Here is a 20,775-nt window from a genome sequence, read left to right on the forward strand (position 1 = left end):
AACAAACAGAGTATAGAGGACAGAATAGTAAGTTTAAGCCAACCCCACATCCGTCCAATTGTGAGAGGAAAAGCAGGTAAACCCGTAGAGTTTGGAGCAAAACTATCAGCGAGTTGCTTTGAAGGATATGTATTTTTAGACCGGATAAGTTGGGATAACTTTAACGAATCGGGAGACTTAAAAGCCCAAATAGAAGCTTTTAAAAGTTACACAGGATACTATCCAGAATCAGTCCATGCCGATCGGATTTATCGAACCAGAGAAAACCGAGCCTGGTGTAAAGAAAGAGGAATTAGAATGAGTGGGTCTCCGCTAGGAAGGCCACCAGCAAATGTGAGTAAAGAAACAAAAAAACAAGCCTTAGAAGATGAAAGAATTAGAAATGCGATTGAAGGAAAATTTGGACAAGGAAAACGAAGATTTAGCCTGAATCGAGTCATGGCAAAACTTGATAATACTTCACAAACAGCCATTGCTATTACTTTTTTAGTAATCAACCTTTCTACCTGGTTAAGACGGGTTTTTTGTGTGTTTTTATGTCACAAACCGAAAATCACACCTATTTACGGTTTAATGATTATTAAAAGCTATAACTGGGCAAGTTATAGTCAACAAAAATTTATGTTTCGCCGAGCTTGAATTGCCCATCAAGTGCGATGCCTGCGGCTGGCTTCGCCTACGCGATTTTTTCGAACTTATTCAGCAAGCCCTATATAAACAAAAGGCGGGCAATTGCCCGCCTTTTATTTACTTGCTCAACACACCTTCAGGAATCCCCAAAATATCCTCAATGCGCGGCATATCTTCCACAGCAATCACTCGCCCTTCATCCTCAAAACCAGCAATTTGATCGAAATTTAAATATCGATACAAATCGCCAGCAAAAGGATCGATTCTCTTCGCCACAATTTCCTGGTATTCTTCAACTGTGGGAATTCGACCCAACAGCGAACAAACAGCAGCTAATTCCGCCGAACCGAGATAAACTTGTGCATCTTTGCCCATCCGGTTGTTGAAGTTGCGAGTAGAAGTTGAAAAAACCGTTGTGGCATCTTTTACCCGCGCTTGATTGCCCATACAAAGACTGCATCCCGGCATTTCCGTGCGCGCTCCAGCCGCTCCAAAAATGCTGTAATAACCTTCTTCTTTTAGTTGTTGTTCGTCCATCCGAGTTGGCGGACAAATCCATAGGCGAGTTTTAACTTCCCCTGCACCTTCCAACACCTTCGCAGTGGCGCGGTAGTGGCCGATATTTGTCATGCAGGAACCGACAAATACTTCGTCAACCCGATCGCCCGCAACCTCACTCAACAGCTTCACATTATCCGGGTCATTCGGTGCAGCCACAATAGGTTCAACAATCTCGTTCAGATCGATCTCGATGATTTCAACATACTCCGCATCAGCATCAGCTTCTAGCAGCACCGGATTAGCCAGCCATTCCTCCATCTTCGCCACCCGGCGCATCATCGTCCGCGCATCTTCATAGCCCCGCGCTACCATGTTTTTCAGCAGCGCGACGTTGGAGCGAATGTACTCAGAAACAGTCTCCACGCTCAATTTAATCGTGCATCCGGCGCAGGAACGCTCGGCAGAGGCATCAGTCAATTCAAACGCCTGCTCGACCTTCAAATCGGGCAAACCTTCAATTTCCATGATCCGCCCCGAAAAGACGTTTTTCTTATTCTGTTTTGAGACTGTCAGCAAACCTTTTTGAATCGCCACGTAGGGAATTGCATTCACCACATCCCGCAGGGTTACTCCCGGCTGCAATTCTCCTTTGAAGCGCACTAAAACAGATTCCGGCATATCCAAAGGCATCACGCCCAAGGCGGCAGCAAATGCCACCAATCCCGAACCCGCAGGAAAGGAAATTCCTAAAGGAAAACGTGTGTGAGAATCGCCGCCGGTTCCTACTGTATCTGGCAATAACATCCGGTTTAGCCAAGAGTGAATAATGCCGTCTCCGGGACGCAAAGCTATGCCCGCCCGCTGTGCCATAAAATCGGGCAATTCGTGGTGAGTTTTGACATCAACAGGTTTCGGATAGGCGGCGGTGTGGCAGAAACTTTGAATTACCAAATCGGCGCTAAATCCCAAACAAGCAAGTTCTTTTAATTCGTCGCGAGTCATCGGGCCTGTGGTGTCTTGGGAACCGACTGTGGTCATTAACGGTTCGCAAGATGTACCGGGACGCACGCCTGTTAAACCGCAGGCTTTCCCTACCATTTTTTGGGCTAAGGTGAAGCCTTTACCTGTGTCGGCGGGAATTGTTGGACGGGTGAAAATTGGGCTAATTCCTACTCCTAAAGCTTCGCGGGTTTTGTCGGTTAAGGTGCGTCCGATTAATAGGGGAATGCGACCGCCGGCGCGAACTTCGTCTATAATTGTGTCGGGTTTGAGGGTGAAGGTGGAGATGATTTCTCCGGCTTCGTTGGTGATTTCTCCTTTGTAGGGATGGATGGTGATTACCATTCCGGTTTCCATTTTGCTGACATCGCATTCGATCGGCAATGCGCCGGAATCTTCAGCGGTATTGAAGAAAATCGGGGCGATCGCACTTCCCAAAATATATCCGCCGCTGCGCTTGTTTGGCACAAACGGAATATCGTTGCCAATGTGCCACAGCACTGAGTTAATCGCTGATTTGCGCGAGGAACCGGTGCCGACAACATCGCCAACGTAGGCTACGGGATGGCCTTTTTGCTTCAATTGGGCGATCGTTTCCAGAGCTTGGGGCATCTTACTTTCCAGCATCGCTAAAGCGTGCAGGGGAATGTCCGGCCGCGTGGTAGCTTGAGGAGCCGGAGACAAGTCATCGGTATTGGTTTCTCCGGGGACTTTGAAGACTGTAACGGTAATGGCTTCGGCTAGTTGGGGCCGGCCGGTAAACCACTCGGCATCAGCCCAAGAATCTATGACTTGCTTGGCGTAGGGATTGGTATCCGACAGGGCGAGAATGTCGTGAAAAGCGTCAAATACTAACAGCGTTTTGCTCAATGCGCGGGCTGCGGTGGCGGGAATCGCGATTTCGGCAGTGGGATTGAGTAAATCGATTAAAGATTGGACGTTGTAACCGCCCATCATTGTCCCCAACAGGTAAACTGCCCATTTGGGAGCAATTAGGGGGCTGTGGATTTCGCCTTTGGCAATGCCGGTCAGAAAACCTGCTTTGACGTAGGCGGCGCTGTCTACGCCTGGGGGGACGCGATCGCGCAATAATTCTACCAAGGCTTCTTCTTCCCCAGGCGGCGGATTTTTGAGCAATTCGCAGAGTTCTGAGGTTTGCTGGGCATCTAGCGGCAGCGGTGGAATTCCCTGTGCGGCACGTTCGGCAGCGTTACGGCGGTAAGATTCAAGCATTTCTCTTCTCTCTTCGGATATTATTCGATGGTTTGCCAGCAAGTGACTTTACTCTTTAGATTAGGAGCTGGCGCTGCACTTTTGGCAAAGCACCCGATCTTATAAAAACTTAACGCAACTTTAAAAACAGTAGATTTTCATACTAAAGACAGATTTTATCTGTATCTGGAGCGACACTTAAACTCCAGCCGAGAAGTTTTCGGGCGTTGAATTACATTATTCTGGTTAAAATTAATGTGGCGGGGGTACTGTCGATCGCCCCGGATCATCTCAAATCGTTAGCTACCAGAAAGAATTGGTTGAAAGCTTCTCCCTTTTAGCTAGAAATTAAAAGAAGATTATTCATTACGACTATCCTCTTCCTTTTAGGTAGAGGTAGCCCTCAACCCTTCTCTAAGCGAGGGGTAAGGCTGTCAACTGTCAACTGTCAACTGTCAACTGTCAACTGTCAACTGTCAACTGTCAACTGTCAACTATCCACTGTCAACTGTCAACTGTCAACTGAATACAAGCTTAATTTTTTACGCAGAAATGGATATATTAAAAAATGGAAAGTTTTATCCCTGAAAACTGTGAAGATTGTCAGGGTTCGGCTGCCAAGGCAGACTTGTACCAAGAGCTGCAAGGAACTCAAGAATTATTGCTGACGATCGCCAATTCGATGCCGATGCCTACGATCATCAGCAGTTTGGTTGAGGGCACAATTCTTTATAGTAACGATTTATGCCATCAGGTTTTCGGGTTCAAAGAATTTGAAATCGACGGCAAAAAAGCCTCCACACTATACAGCAACCCCGCACAGCGCCACGAACTGCTGGATGTGCTCGCCCGCAACGGACAAGTCCGCGAGATAGAAGTTCGCCTCAAAAAAGCTGACGGCACGCTGTTTTGGGCAAGTGTATCGATGCGGTATTTGACATTGCTGTCGGAAAAATCCGTGCTGTCGGTGTTCTGTGACATTAGCGATCGCAAGCGAGCAGCCGCCAAGGAGCAGGAATTGCTCGCCTCAATCCATTTGCGCGCCCGCCAGCAAGCGGCCGTCGCTTACTTGGGGCAGCAGGCATTGGCGGAAACAGATTTGTCTGCACTGATGGACAAAGCTGCGGTGTTAATTGCTCAAACCTTGGATGTTGATTATTGTCAGTTGTTGGAACTGTTGCCCTCGGGCCATGCTTTTTTGTTGCGAGCGGGGGTTGGCTGGCAGCCGGGCCTTGTCGGCAAAGCCACTGTTGCGGCTTCTGCCCGATCGCAAGCTGGTTACACGTTGCTAGTTGGCAAAGCCACGATTGTCGAAGATTTGCGGGTGGAAACCCGTTTTAGCGAGTTGCCGCTGCTGCACAACCACCGGGCTGTGAGCGGCGTCACTGTCATCGTTCCCGGCAATCGGGGACTGGAGAGTTTCTTGGGACAAGCAGAACCAGCGGACACTTCTGCGACGCAGGCTTGGGGCATTTTGGGGGTTCACACCAGCCAAAGGCGGGTTTTCAGCCAAGATGACGTTTATTTTGTAGAAGCGATCGCCAACGTGTTAGCTGCGGCGATCGAGCGGATTCGATCGCAAGAGCGCTTGCAAATGATGGAACGGGCGATCGAAAGTTGCAGCAACGGCATTGCCATCACCGACGCGACGGTTACAGATAATCCGATTATTTATGTCAATCCCAGTTTTGAGCGGATTACGGGTTATCGCAGAGACGAATTAATGGGGAAAAATTGCCGATTTTTGCAGGGCAACGACACGGACACCGCCTCTGCTAAACTATTGCGAAGGGCAATTGAAGAAGGCAGAGAATGCCAAGTTATCCTGCGTAACTTTCGGAAAGACGGCACGCCTTTTTGGCACGAACTGTCGATCGCTCCGGTGCACAACTCGCGGCGACACTTAACCCACTTTATTGGAGTGCAAACAGACATTACCGACCGCCAGCGAGCGGAAGCAGAATTATTTTTAAATTCTCAAGCTTTAGCAGCTTTCACCGCTAATCTCAAACACCTGCACCGGATTACCACTTATCATTATCAAAATTTTCAAGAGCTGGTTGAAGATTATTTAACAGCAGGCTGTTTAATCTTTGGACTTTCTATTGGAATCATGGCTGAAGTTCAGGATGAAGTTTTTATTGTGCGGGCAGCAAAATCCGATATAGGATACTTCGTGCGAGGGCTAGAATTGAACCTCAGCGATACTTACTGCGCTGCAGTAATTAAATCCAATAAAACTATTTTCTATTCTCATGTGGGAGCAGAAATAGAGATGCGCGAACATCCAGCTTATAAACAATGTCACTCAGAATCTTACATTGGAACGCCGATATTTGTTAACAATAAAACTTACGGTATATTAAGTTTTAGTTCGCGAGAAATCAAGAAAAAACAATTTGAGTACCAAGAAATAGAAATCATAGAATTGATGGCTCAAAGCATCGGTAAAATTCTGGCGGTTCACCAAATGGAAATCGAACGCCAGCAGGCTGAAAAAGAGCGATGCGAGTTGATAGTATCTCTCAAAGAGAGTGAAGAACGCTATCGCCGTTTAGTAGAACTCTCTCCCGAAGCGATCGCCGTTTACATTCAAGGGAAAATTGCCTACATCAATGCCGCCGGCGCTAAACTCCTGGGCGCTAGCTCTCCGGCAGAGCTCATCGGCTTTCCGGTATTGAATTTCGTTCATCCAAACTATGTCGAAAAAGCCAGAGAGCGCATGACGCAAGTCGAGGAAGAAAATCAGCCGATCGAGCTTGCCGAAGAAAAACTAATGCGGCTTGACGGACAAATAATCGACGTTGAAGTTGCGGGCATCCCTGCTACTTATCAAGGCTCAGCCGCCGCCCAAATTATTATCAGAGATGTCACCGAGCGCAAGCGAGTAGAACGGCAACTGCTGCACGGCGCTTTTCACGACGCGCTGACGGGTTTGCCGAACCGCGTTTTGTTCATCGACAGGCTAGGACAAGCCATCCGCCGATCCAATCAGTCCCCCGATTATAAATTTGGTTTACTTTTCCTAGATTTAGACCGCTTCAAAGTAGTTAATGATTCTTTAGGACACATTCTAGGAGACAAACTGCTAGTCGCCCTCGCGGATCGGCTGCTAACCTGCGTGCGGGCTTCTGATACCGTCGCGCGGCTGGGGGGAGACGAATTCACCATCCTGCTAGACCACATTCAGAGTCTCAGCGACGCCACCGAAGCAGCTAACAGAATACAAACTGAATTGACTTTACCGTTTCATATCGAAGGGCACGAAGTATTTACCACCGCTAGCATTGGCATTGTTTTCAGTCAAGGCGAAGTCGCAGCAGCCCACAGCGACGCATTGAATCTGTACACTCACCCGGAAGAATTCCTGCGCGATGCTGACATTGCTATGTACCGCGCTAAAGCCTTGGGCAAGGCCCGCCACGAGGTGTTTAATTTGGCGATGCACGACCAAACTATGTCGCTGTTGCAGTTAGAAAATGACTTGCGTATGGCTATTTTGGGCAAGCAGGAATTAGGAGAGAGCAAGGATCAATGTTCGCACTTTATTGTGCACTACCAACCGATTATTTCGATCGCCAGCGGCGCGATCGAGGGTTTTGAGGCTTTGGTGCGCTGGCAGCACCCGGTTCGGGGTCTAGTGCCGCCTTCTAGTTTTATTCCTGTAGCTGAAGAAACCGGTTTGATCGTGCCTCTGGGAGCCTGGGTGTTGCGGGAAGCTTGTCAGCAATTGCGGATTTGGCAAGAAATGTTGATGGAAGAAGGAAGAAGGAAGAAGGAAGAAGGAAGAGGGAAGAAGCAAGAAGGAAGAGGGAAGAGGGAAGAGGGAAGAGGGAAAAAATTATCTGTGACAAATCATCAATTATCTGTGACAAATCATCAATTATCTGTGACAAATCATCAATTATCTGTGACAAATCATCAATTACCAATTCCCAATTACCAGTTACCAATTATTGACCCTTCGCAATTAACAATGAGCGTCAATCTCTCTCCTAAACAGTTAGGTATGCCGAATTTAATCGAGGAAATCGATAAAATTTTAGCAGAAACTGGCTGCGATCCGAGCTGTTTAAAATTGGAGATTACTGAAAGCGCGATCGTGGAAAATGTGATGAAGGCCAATATTGTGCTCGCCCAATTAAAAGATAGAAATATTCGATTGTCGATCGACGATTTTGGTACAGGCTATTCGTCTTTGAGTTACTTGCACCGTTTTCCGCTGGATACGCTGAAGATCGATCGATCTTTTGTGAGTCGGTTGGGGGCCATCGAAAACGGTGACGGCGGGGGTCAGCCTTTGCAGATTGTGGGGGCGATTGTAACTTTGGCTCATAATTTGGGATTAAATGCGATCGCCGAAGGCATTGAGACAGCCGAACAGTTAGCACAGCTTCGGGAACTAGGCTGCGAATTAGCTCAGGGATATTGGTTTTCTAAACCTTTGGACAGTTTAACGATGACTGAAATATTGAGCAATCAGAAGGAAGTTCGGCAACGAGCAATGTACGGGATTTAACGGATTTAACGGATGGATTTTGAAGGAAAAAGGAAGTTCGGATTCCGTTACAGTGTACGGGATTTAACGGCTAGAAGGAAAGAGGAAGAAGGCAGAAGGAATCGGGATAAAATCATCAATTTCCAATTTCCAATTCCCAATTCCCAATTCCCAATTAGCAATTAGCAATTAGCAATTAGTTTTCAGCGGAATCTCGATCGCAAATTCTGCACCCTGTCCCGGCGAAGAAGTGCATTTGAGCGACCCGTTGTGTCTGTCTGTAACAATTTGATAGCTAATCGACAAGCCCATCCCAGTGCCTTTACCCACAGGTTTAGTGGTAAAAAACGGGTCAAAAAGCCGAGTGCCGACAGTCTCCGGTATTCCCGGCCCGTTGTCAGTAATCCGAATGATTACCTTGCCGGCTGGCGATATTTCAGTGCGGATGCGGATGTTGCTGGGCTGTTGCCGCATTTCCTCAGCAGAACGGCGCAGATCCCGTTCTTCCAAAGCATCCAAAGCATTGCTCAAGATGTTCATAAATACTTGATTTAACTGTCCGGCATAACATTCTACTAAGGGCAGTTGAGCGTATTCTTTAATCACTTCAATTTCTGGATGATTGTGTTTAGCTTTGAAGCGATGCTGCAAAATCATCAGAGTGCTATCTATGCCGTCATGAATATTTACTGCTTTCATTTCCGCTTCATCCATGCGGGAGAAGGTGCGGAGAGAAGCAACGATTTGTTGAATGCGATCGGCACCGACTTTCATCGAAACAAGCAACTTTGGCAAGTCTTCTCTCAGAAATTCTAGTTCAATATTTTCTATTTCATTTTGAATCTCTGCAACAGGAACAGGATAGTGGTTTTCGTAAAGTTCGAGCAAGTTAAGCAAGTCTTGAGTATAGTCGTTGGCATGGGTGAGATTGCCGTAAATAAAGTTAACTGGGTTGTTGATTTCGTGGGCAACTCCTGCGACGAGTTGACCGAGAGATGACATTTTTTCGCTTTGAATTAACTGCGATTGAGTGTTGGTTAATTGCTGTAATGTTTGCTCTAATTCGTGAGCTTTATTGCGAGTTTGGGTGTAAAGATCGGCTTGGTTGAGGGCGATCGCCAATTGAACTGAAATCCCTTGCAACAATTCAACTTCGCTGTCGCTCCAAGGCCGCACAGAACTGCTGTTGCAGCAGCTAACTGCACTTATTACCCCGGAAAGCGCCTGCATGGGGATGATTAATACAGATTGGTAGCCCATCGCTCCAACGGTTTGTTTCCACACAGGATCGGCGACTGTTTCGACATCATCCACTCGCAGCATTTCCATCTGCAAGATTTGTTGTCCAATCAGACCGAAATCGGAAGGTTGATAGCAGCCTGTTAAATCGGGAAGTTCGGGGAGGCGAGATTCTTTAATTATCTCCCAGCAAGGCTGGTCTCCGCCGTCGCGGTACCAGGCAAAATTGCAGCGCTCGATCTTCAGGAAAGCGCGAATTTCCTCAACTGCGACTGTAACAATGCTGTCGAAGTCGAGGGAATTGCGGATTTGAGCTGTGAGAATGTTGAGCAATTTTTCTCTATCTGCTTGCTGCTTGAGTTGGGCTGCTGATTGCTTCAAGGCAATTTCTGCTAGCTTGCGATCGGTAATGTCTTCGGTGACAGCTAATAGATATTGCGGTTGGCCGTCAGCATCAAGTATTGATGTTTTTTTAGTATGAAATATACGCAATTCTCCTTGACCTGTTTCAATCTCTTCTTCGCTGATTTCTACAGTTTGCCCGTTGTGGAGAACTTCTCGATCTTTGGCGGTGAAAACATGAGCTTGTTCTGTGGGAAAAAGGTCGAAATCATTTTTGCCCGTAACTTCTGCTGCGCTGAAACCGAGCAAGTCTTCGGCTGCTGGGTTCCACAGTACAAATCGCAGTTCTTTGGCTTCCTTGGCAAGCACTGCTACGGGTATGGTGTTGAGCACTGATTCCATAAAGTTTTGAGTGTGTTTCAGTTCTGCTTCCGCCGCTTTGCGATCGCTAATATCTCGCACGTTGGCAATGACGCTGAGATTGCCGTTGAGATGAATTCTTGACACAGCAATTTCTGCATCAAAGGTGGAACGATCGTTGGGACGTTTAGCTTTCCATTCGATACGGGTGCTTTCGCCTGACAATACTTTTTCCCAAAGTTCTCTCATTAGTTGAATAGGATTTTCGTCACTTGAATAGTCCTTCGTAATTGATGATTTCATTGCTTGTTCCCGACTAACTCCATACATTTCTAACATTCGATTGTTGACATCAAGAATGTTACCTTCTAAGTCTTGAATGAAGATTGCATCGTAGACATTGTTAAATATGGTTCGCAGGTTTTGCTCGGAAACTTGCACCGCTGCTTCTGCCTGTTTGCGATCGCCAATTTCTTGTTCTAACTGAGTGACTGCTTGGGAAAGTTCGGCGGTGCGATCGCTCACTCTGTCTTCCAACTCGGTTGCTGCTTGCCGCAGGGCTGCTTCGGCGGCTTTGCGATCGGTAATGTCGAGCGCCGTGCCGAACAATTTTACCACCTTGCCATTGGCATCGGTTTCAGCTTGACCCAAAGCATTGATGTACCGTAATGTGCCATCGGGACGATAAAACCGGTGATCAAAATCGTAGGGAATGCCGAATTCAATGCTCTGCTGTACTTGCGTTTGCCACAATTCCAAATCTTCTGGATGACACCAAGAGAGTTGCTGCTCTACGCTGGGCGCAGCCGCAGCCGGTTCGAACCCAAAGATGCGGAAGAGTTCTTCCGACCAAGTGACGGTTTCCGTGGCTGGGTTGAATTCCCAATTACCGACGTGGGCGAGTCTCTGGGCTTCTTGTAGTTGCCGCTGGCTGTCGCGGATGGCGGTTTCGGCAACTTTGCGATCGGTAATGTCGAGCGTGACGCCACAAAATACGATTTCGCCGTTCTCGCTGCGGGTGGGGATGGAGTCGCTCTGCCACCAGCGAATCTCACCGTCGGGCTTGACTAACCGCCCTTCGTAGTGCCAGGGAGAGAGATTGTCGACGGCTTCGGTGACGGAAGCGATGTAGGTTTCCAAGTCTTCGGGGTGGACGCGGGAAATGAAGGAGGTGATGTCTTGCATCATTTCTGCTGCGGTGATGCCGGCGATATCTTCGATGCGATCGCTGATATAGTCAACTCTCCACTCTCCCTCTCTGCTGCAAAATTGGAACAGGGCTCCGGGGATGGTAGCTGCGATCGTCCGAAACTTGGCTTCGCTGGCGCTGAGGGCGGCAAAAGTCTGGCGCAGTTCGGCGGTGCGGGCTTCAACTCTGCGTTCTAGTTCGGCGTTGGCGTGTTGCAATGCTGCTTCGGCGCGCTTGCGAGCGGTAATGTCGGTGGCTGTACCTGTTGTGCCGAGGAAGTTTCCGGTTTCGTCGTACAGGGCGATCGCATTGAACATCAAATGTTTGATGCTGCCGTCTTTGGCGATGTGGGTGGTTTCATACTGGAAAACTGATTCTCCGGCCACCAGGCGGGCGAAAACTGCTAAATCTTTCTGGGCTTGTTCTGGTGTCACAAAATCGGAGAACGGCCGATCGAGCATTTCTGCTGGTTCGTAACCGTAGATATACTTAACTGCTGGGTTGACGAAGGTGTAGCGTCCAGTCGCATCGACAGACCAAATCATGTCTTGAGAGGTTTCTACCAGGCTGCGGTATTTGGTTTCGCTGGCTTTGACAGCTTCTTCTGCTGCTTTGCGTTCCGTCATGTCGCGGGAGACACCGACTGTCATTGTGATTTGGCCGTCTTGATTGCGGATGGGTGTTTTGACGGTGCTCCAAAGCCGCACTTCTCCGTCGTAGCGTGTCACCGGTTCTTCGGCAATTTGCAGGGTTTGTCCGGTTTCAAATACGAAGGCGTCATCTTTGATGTACTGGAGGGTATTGTCGGGATCGGCGAAAGGTGCGTCTACGATTCCTTGAAGTTCCTCTTGACTCATGCCGTAATAGTCGCGGAAGGCTTGATTTGCCCAGACGATTTTTGATTGAGGGCCTTTGACTAATACCATATCGGCGATCGAGTCGAGAATTTGTTGATATTTTTGCTCGCTTTCGCGGAGTTTCTGCTGCGCCAATTCGATTTCTGCGATTTGTTTCTGGGTTTGCAAGTGCAGTTCGGCCTGAGAAATTGCCACTGCTAAATGGTCGCCTACTTGTCTGGCAAATTCAATTTCGTCTTCTTGCCACTCGCGGGGTTGGCCACACTGGTGAATGCACAGCAATCCCCACAAATGTTGCCCTTGCAGTAGGGGTACGACTAAGTTTGCTCTGATTTGAAATCGCTTGAGAATTTTGAGGTGACAGGGGCTCAACCGGGCTTTGTAGATGTCGGTGACTGCTTGAACGTATCCTTTGGCGTAGTTGGCTGCAAATTGTTCGCCGAAGCAGTGGTCGTGGACTTTTGCGCCCAAGGAAGGGCTGTATAGGGGCAGTACGTCTTCTGAGACTACTTCGCCGTCGTTCCAGTCGGATTCGGGAATGAAGCGGTAGACGGCGACTCGATCGGCATTTAGGAGTTGCCGGACTTCGGTGGCTGTGATTTTGAATATTGTTTCTAGGTCTAGGGATTCGCGAATTTTGCTAATCACTCCCATCAGCGCTTGCAGCTTTTTGAACCAGGTTTGAGACTGCATTTGTCTTTCTAGATGAATTAGCTTTTGCTGCAGGTTGATTACTTCTTGATAGAGGTATGCATGAAACATAATGCTGTTTTTTTAGTTATTTTGCGGTTTGGTATCGAGGTTGATGGCATCTCAATAGCGATCTGCAAGTTGAGCCTGGTAACTCAAAAAGGCAAAGAACATATTCTCCTCCTTCTGCTAGCACTTAGCAGCTACTCACGCTGCATTTCCGTATTTTTTCGAGATTAGGAGGTCGATCGGCCATCTTAGCTCCCGTATATTTACTGAAAAAGTGGCACAATATGCTACTTCATTAATTCTCAATAATTGAGAATAATGCTAACAAAACGTACACATAAACCCGGTTTATTAACGTAATTAAGTCAGGAAATCTCCGAAAGTGGAAACAAGAAACCCGGTACCATTGCGCGATCTGGAGGAGCGTCTCTGACTAATTTTGACATTTTTTTGGCTCGCCTTCGGTTGCAATTGTCACATTTTTATTATTACCGCAAACTCGATCAATGGTTTCCTTGTTTTGGCGATCGAATATCCTGTTGGGTTCGCCTCTATTAAAATTTGTTTAAATTTAGGCGATCGCCTTTTCTAGAGTTTTAAGTAATGCTCGATTTATCTCTCCCAAATTAAATTTTTTACAGCCTTTGGGGTAAGCCAAAATTTGAGATATTTTTCCTTGCCTTCTCATTTTTTTATGCAAGGGATTAGATTTTTTAAACTGATTAAAATTCACCGAATCAGAGGTTAGTTTTCGGTCAAACAGTTGAGGTAGTTGCAGGCTATGGTTAAATTGGCTCAACTCAAGGACTATTCCATACCGCAACGGGCCCGCAAGCGCGTTCGGGATAGCTAGCTTCGCACGCGCGGAGACTTTTTGCCCGATTTTTGCCATTTTTGACAAGTGTAAAAATTTTAGATAATACCAATATTTACGGTATCACATTTTTGACGAAAGTAAAGGTCTTTCAAGCTTGATCAATAGAAAGGGCGATCGCGAGGATTAAAGTTTGGGCAAAGTAATGATAAATTTCGTATAAACTCGCATTTCACTTTCTACCTTTAAAGTGCCACGGTGTTGTTGGGCAATGCGAGCACGAGTGAGAGATCGGCCAAAACCGACTGCTTCTGCTTTTGGTTTAGTAGTAAAGAAAAGATGGCAGATTTTTGCTTTAATTTCTAGAGAAACTCTGATGGTATTGTCGCGCAGACTAAGTTGAACTGCTTTTGTCAGTTTTTGCGTTTTTACCAAATTTTTTAGAGTAAATTTTATGTTTATCAATCGGTTCATTGCAGTTCATTTTTTGGCGTTTAAAATACAGCCTAACAAGCATGAACAATGATATTGTTTATAAAAGCGCGGTTGAAATCCGATAAGCAAACTTCCGACAGAGCGATCGCACTGTCGTACAATATAAATTATTATATTGAAGTGGCGAGCAGGCTGCTATGATCAATGAATTGCTACAAACTTAAGAAGCCGTTTTCAGTATTGCCTTCGCTTCCTCAATATTTTGGGCAACTAATTTGCCAGATTCGATAAACGCAGCTCTTTCAGTATCGCTGAGTTCGAGTTCGACTATTTGTTCGACTCCCTGATATCCCAAGCGAGATGGGACTCCTAAAAAGATATCTTGCACGCCGTATTCGCCGTGCAAATAAACGCAGCAAGGCAAGAGTCGCGACTGATTTAATAAAATAGATTCTACCATCAAACAGGCAGCAGATGCGGGTGCAAAATAAGCACTACCAGTCTTCATCAATGTGACAATTTCTGCGCCGCCGTGGCGAGTTCGCTGTACGATTCGATCGATCGCCCCAGCATCCATAAGTTGATTGATGGGAATACCGTTGACAGTGGAATATCGCGGCAAAGGAACCATCAAATCGCCGTGGGAACCGAGCACAGTTGCATTGACTTCGGCGATTGAAACGCCCAATTCCATAGCAATAAAAGTTTGAAAGCGGGCGGAGTCGAGAATTCCCGCCATACCCATGACTCGGTGTTTTGGTAAACCCGTAGCTTCCCACGCTAGATAAGTCATAATATCTAGGGGATTTGTTACTGTGATTAAGATTGCTTCGGGGGAATGGGCGATCGCGCTTTTTGCAGCTTCAGTAACAATTGCAGCATTAATTTTAATTAAATCTTCGCGATTGATACCGGGTTTGCGCGGGATGCCGGCGGCAATGACAATGATATTTGAGTTGGCTGTATCTGTATAATTGTTTGTACCGACAATTTGGCGATCGTGGCGTTCCACTCCCCTAGCTTCCATCAAATCCAAAGCAACGCCCTGCGGCCAACCCTCCACAATATCTAGCAATACTACATCTGCCAGATTTTTCTCAGCAATTCGCTGGGCTAACGTACTGCCGACTTTGCCTGCACCAATAATTGATACGCGGTTTGATGGAGAATTCATTGGATTTTAAATTTTAGATTTTAGATTTTAGATTTTAGCAATCAGCTTAATTGGGGAAAGGTGCGTGGTGTGCACCCTTCGCTACATTAAGAACAGTGATGTTTAGTTTTGGTGAGTTACTTAAAATCTTCGAGTTGGTCTACCCGCAGCCAAATATTGGGGGTGGGTACTTTGCCAAATTTGACGAAGGCATAGTCGCCGCGAACATCCATCACTTCGCCTTTTGTTTCAAATATATAGGAGGAAAAGCGCGGATCGCTGGCTTGGGCTTCTAGACTGTTTTCCAATTTTTCGCGAATTGCGCGGACTATGCTACCTTTTTTGATTGCCATAAGTTGCTCTTCTTAATTTATAAAAGTATACAAATTTTAATCTAGATTTGCCATGACAGCACTTCTTTCTGTTGACGGTTGACGGTTGACGGTTGACTACTGACTACTGACTACTGACTACTGACTACTTCCTATTTCTGACAGGCGGGGCAGTAATGAGTCGATCGCCCTGCTAATTTTATACGTTCGATGGTTGTGGAGCAAGTGCGGCAGGGTTGACCAGCGCGATTATACACCCAAGCGACGCCGCCGTAGTTGCCGTTGACACCTTGGACGTTGAGAAAATTGCTAAAAGTGGTGCCACCGGATTCGATCGCCTTCTGTAAAACTTGAATAATAGCTGTATGGATACGCCCTATTTGCTCTGCGGTCAAATCCGCACACAGAGTTGTGGGCATCACTCCCGACAAAAACAAAGTTTCGTCAGCGTAAATATTGCCCAAACCCGCTACCAGTGCCTGGTCTAGCAAAGCTGTTTTAATGGGTCGCGCCCGCCGGTGCAGCTTGCGGGTCAAATATTCTGTTGTAAATTCGTCGGAAAATGGTTCGGGGCCTAGGACTTTCAGGCCGGTAACTGTGCTCGAAACCTCGGTTTCTGCGGGCACGTACCACATTTGACCGAAGGTGCGTTGGTCTACAAAGCGTAATTCTTGGTTTCCTTCAAAATATAGCCGCACTCGCGCGTGTTTTGGCAGGGGTTCGTCGCCGTTTACCCATAGCAATTGGCCTGTCATCCGCAGGTGAACGCCCAACCAGCCGGCTTTTGAAGGCAGAAGGGAGAAGGAAGAAGGGACAAGGGAAGAACTAGGAGTTTGAGTTAGGAATTCTGTCCCTCCCCCACTCTCCCACTCTCCCCCTCTCCCCCTCTCCCGCTCTCCCCCTCTCGATTGCGATAGTTCTGCCAGGAGGTATTTGCCGCGCCTGTACCAAGATGCGATCGACTTTCCTTTGAGTTTTGTCAAAAAATCGATCGCAGAGATTGAGCGGGCGATCGAGCTATGTAAGAGCACGTCTCCGCCCAAAATTTCGCGATCGAGGGTAAGTTGATTCAAACCCCGGCAAATAGTTTCAACTTCTGGCAGTTCTGGCACAATTAGCGCTGTTCTGTTCCTTGATTGGGCGAACCTTCGACGCTGCCGGGAACTTCCGCGCCTGGTTTGCTGTCTGTCGAAGTTTTCGGCTGCTGGGGGGCTCCTCCGCTGCCGGTTTTGCGGGTTTTCTCGTCGAGCGTGGTTTGCTTGCCGCCGGAAGCGACTGGAGTTGCTGTTTTGGCTTTTGCTTTGGGTGCTGCCACTTCCACTAATTCGCCTTGGGCGAAGTTGTTGGTGTTGACGCCTGCATAATTGACGGTGTTAAAGCGAACGATTACTGGGTATTTAATGCCGCTTTGGTCTACCGTAGCAACGGTGCCCACTTCTTGATACCAGAAGGATTCTTTGCGGAGAATCCGGACTGTTGAACCGCGTTGAACCATGAGCTTTGTTTCCTTGGCGATGAATAAACGGATAAAGCCATTTTTTTTACTTTAGTCGATCGCGCGTCGCATTTAAAGTCTGTAACGAAATTATTGTTTCCCGCGCTGTGTTTTGGTTGCTGGTTTGTAAAGAAAAGTAAAGTTGTTTATAGTGTGAACTGTGGGGAGGGAAAAATAAATAACCTCATATTATCTATCAAATGACAACTGTGCGATCGGGTTGATAAAAAAGTTTACAAATCGGCTCTTGTGGGGTGGCGGGAGAAAGAGAACCCGGAGATCGTCCAAATCAAGAGGGCGGGGACGGGGGCACTGCCCCTACAAGGGTGGACTGGAAGCATTCTCAAAGTCCCCCTTCTTAAGGGGGATTTAGGGGGATCTAGACTTCGATATAAACGAGAGATATAGAGGTTTCAGTCTTCAGTTAAAAACCCGGAGATCCCCCCTAGCCCCCCTTAAGAAGGGGGGGACAAGAGCATTCAAAGTCTCCCTTGTTAATCGGATTAATTAACGTTGTACTAATTATCCGATCGCGCTAAACTATTGCAAAGTATGAGAAGTATTTAAATTATGTCATTAGTAGATTTAGCTAATACTAAAGTTAGGGTAATTGGATGCAGTGCGGTGATGGCTGTCGGGCAACTTATTTCAAGTGCGATCGCCAATCCGGGAACTCAAGCAGCAGCGGGGATGATCGGTGGCCCGATCGCACTTGGAGGCATTTCCATCTTAGCAGCGATCGCCGGTGGTATCGCTGAGACTATGGCCGCTGATGAACTGGCAAATCGGATGACGGATCGATTGAGCAAAAATCCGAATATTCTCGACAATCATGATTTAACTAAGGCGGCTGGTGAGGCGATCGGCTATATTTTGAGAGAGGTTGCGAAGTCGGATGAATTAATTGCGATCGCCGAAACCAAAAATTTGCCTTATCCAGAACAGGCTTTAGATGAATTAGCCGAAAAGACTCCCGAATACTGGCTGGATATTAACACGAATACAGCCGACTTGTCAAGGGGTTTGCAGATTTCAGAAGACCAGCTAACCAAGATTTTTTCTGCGGATGTCGAGGAGTTCGATCGCGTTACGGGATTGACACCGGAAGATTGGGCAAGTTTCCTGCAGGAATTTGCCCGCAGCGAGGGCAAATCCTTCGATGGGGAAATCGTGGAATTTGTGGCGGACAAGCTGTACACAACTTTCCCGAAAGTCTACCGGGAAGTGCTGAAACTGGATGCGGCGAAGGGAGGCGAAAAGTTTGCGGCCATGCTGTTGAATCTTCACCAAATTGCTTTGACTGAATTGAGAGATTTGGGGCTGCAAAATGGGGAGATTCTGCAAAAGTTGGAGGCGGTGGCAACTCAGCAGCAGATTTGTCAAGTGATGGTGAAATTGGAGGCGATCGAAATTGGCATCCGATCCGATTTGGCGCAGATTAGGGCATTGCTGGAAAGATATATCGATCCTGCTGCGCCGAGTTTGCCGATTCCTGTTAAGTCAGAGACGATTATTCAGGACAGAATTAAAGACTTTACCGGTCGGAAATTTGTGTTTAAAGCAATTAATGAGTTTCTGGGGACAAAGCAAAAAGGCTATTTTGTTTTGGAGGCGGAACCGGGTGTTGGGAAAAGCGCGATTATGGCTGCCTGTGTGGTGATGTTGAAGCGCCGCTGCGTTACTCATTTCAACTCGCAACCGGACGGGATTGTCAGCGCTGAAACTTTTTTGGAAAATGCTTGCACTCAGTTGATTGAAGGTTTTAATCTTAAAGATAAGTATCCGCGACTGCCGGAAAATGCCCTGAAAAATAACAACTTTCTAGGCGAGTTGCTGAAGGAAGTCAGCGCTAAGTCTAGCAAGGACAAAAAAATAATTTTTGTGGTGGATGCGCTGGATGAAGTTGATTGGAAGGCTCAAACTAGCAACAGTAATGTTTCGTATTTGCCTAATGATTTGCCGGACAACGTTTATTTTATTGTTTCCAAGCGACCGGATTTTCTGACAATGCCGACAGCTAACAAGACGGTTTTTGATTTGATGAAATACAGTGCTGAAAGTCAGAAAGATGTCGAGGCTTATCTGGCAAAACGCACGGAGAGAAGCCAGTTAATTCAGGATTGGATTAAGGGTCGAAATTTGCAGCGGGAACAGTTTGTGACGGCGGTAGCCCAAAAAAGCGAAAAGAAATTTATCTACCTCCGCCACGTACTTGATGAGATTGAAGGCGGCACGTACAATGATGTGAATTTAAATGATTTGCCAGCGGGTTTGGAGGAATATTATCAAAAACACTGGGGACAGATGATGGGCATGGGCAGGGAAAACGATCCTCTGCTGGAATTGAAGGTTAGGATTATCTATTTCCTGTCGCAAGCAGAGGAACCTGTTTCTGGTCGCTGGTTGGCTAAATCTGCCCGCGAGAACAATGTTATAAAAGTACAGCAGGTACTCGGAAAATGGAATTCGTTTTTGCGACATGAGAAAGTAGGGAAGGAAACTCGATACACTATCTATCACAACAGTTTTCGGCAGTTTCTCGAAGCGGATGAAACCGTGCAGTCGGCGGGACTAACACTGGAAGATATTAATGATGACATTAGTGATAACTCTACAGTAGGAGCGCCGATATGAGCGAATTAGGTGTGTGGTTGGCACAGCAGTGTCAGGAAGATCGAGATTTGCTGTTGAAGTATCAACCGAAGAGATTTGCGAAACAGGGGAAGGTTGACCGTTATTGTGCTTGGTTGATGGATTTCGGTTTTATTGAGATGAAACTGGATTTTTTGGGGGTACAAGCGTTAATTGATGATTACGATTTGGCGAGGGTTTCTGATGTTTTGTTGTCCGAGGGGCAAAGTCAAACTCTGAGATTGATTCAAGGGGCAATTCGGAAGTCGGCGCACGTTTTGGATGGGGATAACACGCAATTGGCTGGGCAATTGTTGGGGAGGTTGATGGATTTTGAAATGCCCCAGATTCAGGGGTTGCTGGAACAAGGAAGGCAATCAAAAGATAGTGTTTGGTTGAGGCCTTTGAAGGCTAATATAGAGCGGGCAAATGAAGGAGCACTGCGGACACTTGTCGGTCATAATAGCTGTGTAGCAGCCGTCGCGATCGCACCAGACGGCAAAACTGCGATTTCCGGTTCAAGGGATAACACCCTGAAAATCTGGGACACCAAAACAGGCAGAGAACTTTTCACCCTCACGGGTCATAGTAACGCGGTACTAGCAGTGGCGATCGCACCAGACGGCAAAACAGCGATTTCCGCTTCAGATGATAAAACCCTGAAAATCTGGGACACCGAGACAGGCACCGAAATTAGAACCCTCATGGGTCATACTAGCTATGTAAATGCAGTGGCGATCGCACCCGACGGAAAAACAGCGATTTCTACTTCCTTGGATAATACCCTGAAAATCTGGGACACCGAGACAGGCCGGGAACTGAAAACTCTCACGTGTCATAGTGACTATCCACTGGCGATCGGGCCCGACGGAAAAACCGCGATTTTGGCTTCAAGGGATCAAACCCTGAAAATCTGGGATACCGAGACAGGCCAGGAACTGAAAACTCTCACGGGTCATAGTGACTGGGTATATGCAGCGGCGATCGCGCCCGACGGAAAAACCGCGATTTCCGCTTCAAGGGATAAAACCCTGAAAATCTGGGACACCGAGACAGGTCAGGAACTGAAAACTCTCACTGGTCATAGTTCCGGGGTAAGTGCAGTGGCGATCGCACCCGACGGTAAAACAGCGATTTCGACTTCCGATGATAAAACCATAAAAATCTGGGACACCGAGACAGGTCAGGAACTGAAAACTCTCACGGGTCATAGTTCCGGGATAAGTGCAGTGGCGATCGCACCCGACGGAAAAACAGCGATTTCGGCTTCATGGGATAATACCCTGAAAATCTGGGACACCGAGACAGGTCAGGAACTGAAAACTCTCACGGGTCATAGTGGCCAGTTACAAGCAGTGGCGATCGCGCCCGACAGCAAAACCGCGATTT

11 protein-coding genes are annotated in these 20,775 nt (G+C 47.2%); 4 read left to right on the top strand and 7 right to left on the bottom strand.

Annotated features, from left to right (window positions below; translation table 11 throughout):
• Positions 1 to 639, top strand: a 639-nt coding sequence (locus QUA44_RS02395; RefSeq protein ID WP_333309470.1) for a transposase, incomplete at its 5' end; no start/stop codon positions are given.
• Between the two features lie 108 nt (positions 640 to 747).
• Here the strand turns inward: QUA44_RS02395 and acnB are convergent.
• Positions 748 to 3,363 (bottom strand): bifunctional aconitate hydratase 2/2-methylisocitrate dehydratase, encoded by a 2,616-nt coding sequence (acnB, locus tag QUA44_RS02400; protein ID WP_333247945.1) that lies wholly within the window; start codon positions 3,361 to 3,363, stop codon positions 748 to 750.
• Between the two features lie 547 nt (positions 3,364 to 3,910).
• Here acnB and QUA44_RS02405 point away from each other — a divergent pair.
• Positions 3,911 to 7,861 (top strand): EAL domain-containing protein, encoded by a 3,951-nt coding sequence (locus QUA44_RS02405; RefSeq protein ID WP_333309473.1) that lies wholly within the window; start codon positions 3,911 to 3,913, stop codon positions 7,859 to 7,861.
• 168 nt (positions 7,862 to 8,029) lie between these two features.
• Here the strand turns inward: QUA44_RS02405 and QUA44_RS02410 are convergent, their stop codons facing one another.
• The 6 genes from QUA44_RS02410 to QUA44_RS02435 form a co-directional block, all read right to left on the bottom strand.
• On the bottom strand, positions 8,030 to 12,589 hold the full coding sequence (locus tag QUA44_RS02410) for a PAS domain S-box protein (RefSeq protein ID WP_333247951.1): 4,560 nt from the start codon (positions 12,587 to 12,589) through the stop codon (positions 8,030 to 8,032).
• 937 nt (positions 12,590 to 13,526) lie between these two features.
• Complete coding sequence (locus QUA44_RS02415; RefSeq protein WP_333309474.1) at positions 13,527 to 13,814, bottom strand: ATP-binding protein; 288 nt, start codon at positions 13,812 to 13,814, stop codon at positions 13,527 to 13,529.
• A gap of 181 nt (positions 13,815 to 13,995) precedes the next feature.
• Positions 13,996 to 14,949: a malate dehydrogenase gene (gene mdh / locus QUA44_RS02420; protein ID WP_333247955.1), complete on the bottom strand. Its 954-nt coding sequence runs from the start codon at positions 14,947 to 14,949 to the stop codon at positions 13,996 to 13,998.
• Between the two features lie 116 nt (positions 14,950 to 15,065).
• On the bottom strand, positions 15,066 to 15,281 hold the full coding sequence (locus tag QUA44_RS02425; RefSeq protein ID WP_333247957.1) for an NAD(P)H-quinone oxidoreductase subunit O: 216 nt from the start codon (positions 15,279 to 15,281) through the stop codon (positions 15,066 to 15,068).
• Between the two features lie 131 nt (positions 15,282 to 15,412).
• Complete coding sequence (locus QUA44_RS02430) at positions 15,413 to 16,372, bottom strand: DNA-formamidopyrimidine glycosylase (RefSeq protein ID WP_333247959.1); 960 nt, start codon at positions 16,370 to 16,372, stop codon at positions 15,413 to 15,415.
• Positions 16,373 to 16,374: 2 nt separating this feature from the next.
• Positions 16,375 to 16,755, bottom strand: a complete 381-nt coding sequence (locus tag QUA44_RS02435; protein ID WP_333247960.1) for a photosystem I reaction center subunit IV — start codon at positions 16,753 to 16,755, stop codon at positions 16,375 to 16,377.
• 570 nt (positions 16,756 to 17,325) lie between these two features.
• On the opposite strand from QUA44_RS02435, the gene QUA44_RS02440 reads away from it, so the two are divergent.
• Positions 17,326 to 19,389 carry an ATP-binding protein gene (locus QUA44_RS02440; RefSeq protein WP_333247962.1) on the top strand — a complete coding sequence of 688 codons (2,064 nt, stop codon included), beginning with the start codon at positions 17,326 to 17,328 and terminating at the stop codon, positions 19,387 to 19,389.
• Positions 19,386 to 20,775, top strand: a 1,390-nt coding sequence (locus tag QUA44_RS02445) for a WD40 repeat domain-containing protein (RefSeq protein ID WP_333247964.1), incomplete at its 3' end; no start/stop codon positions are given. The genes QUA44_RS02440 and QUA44_RS02445, both read left to right, overlap by 4 nt.

Origin of the sequence: Microcoleus sp. N9_A2, assembly GCF_036701775.1 — a bacterium.
Lineage (GTDB): Bacteria > Cyanobacteriota > Cyanobacteriia > Cyanobacteriales > Microcoleaceae > Microcoleus.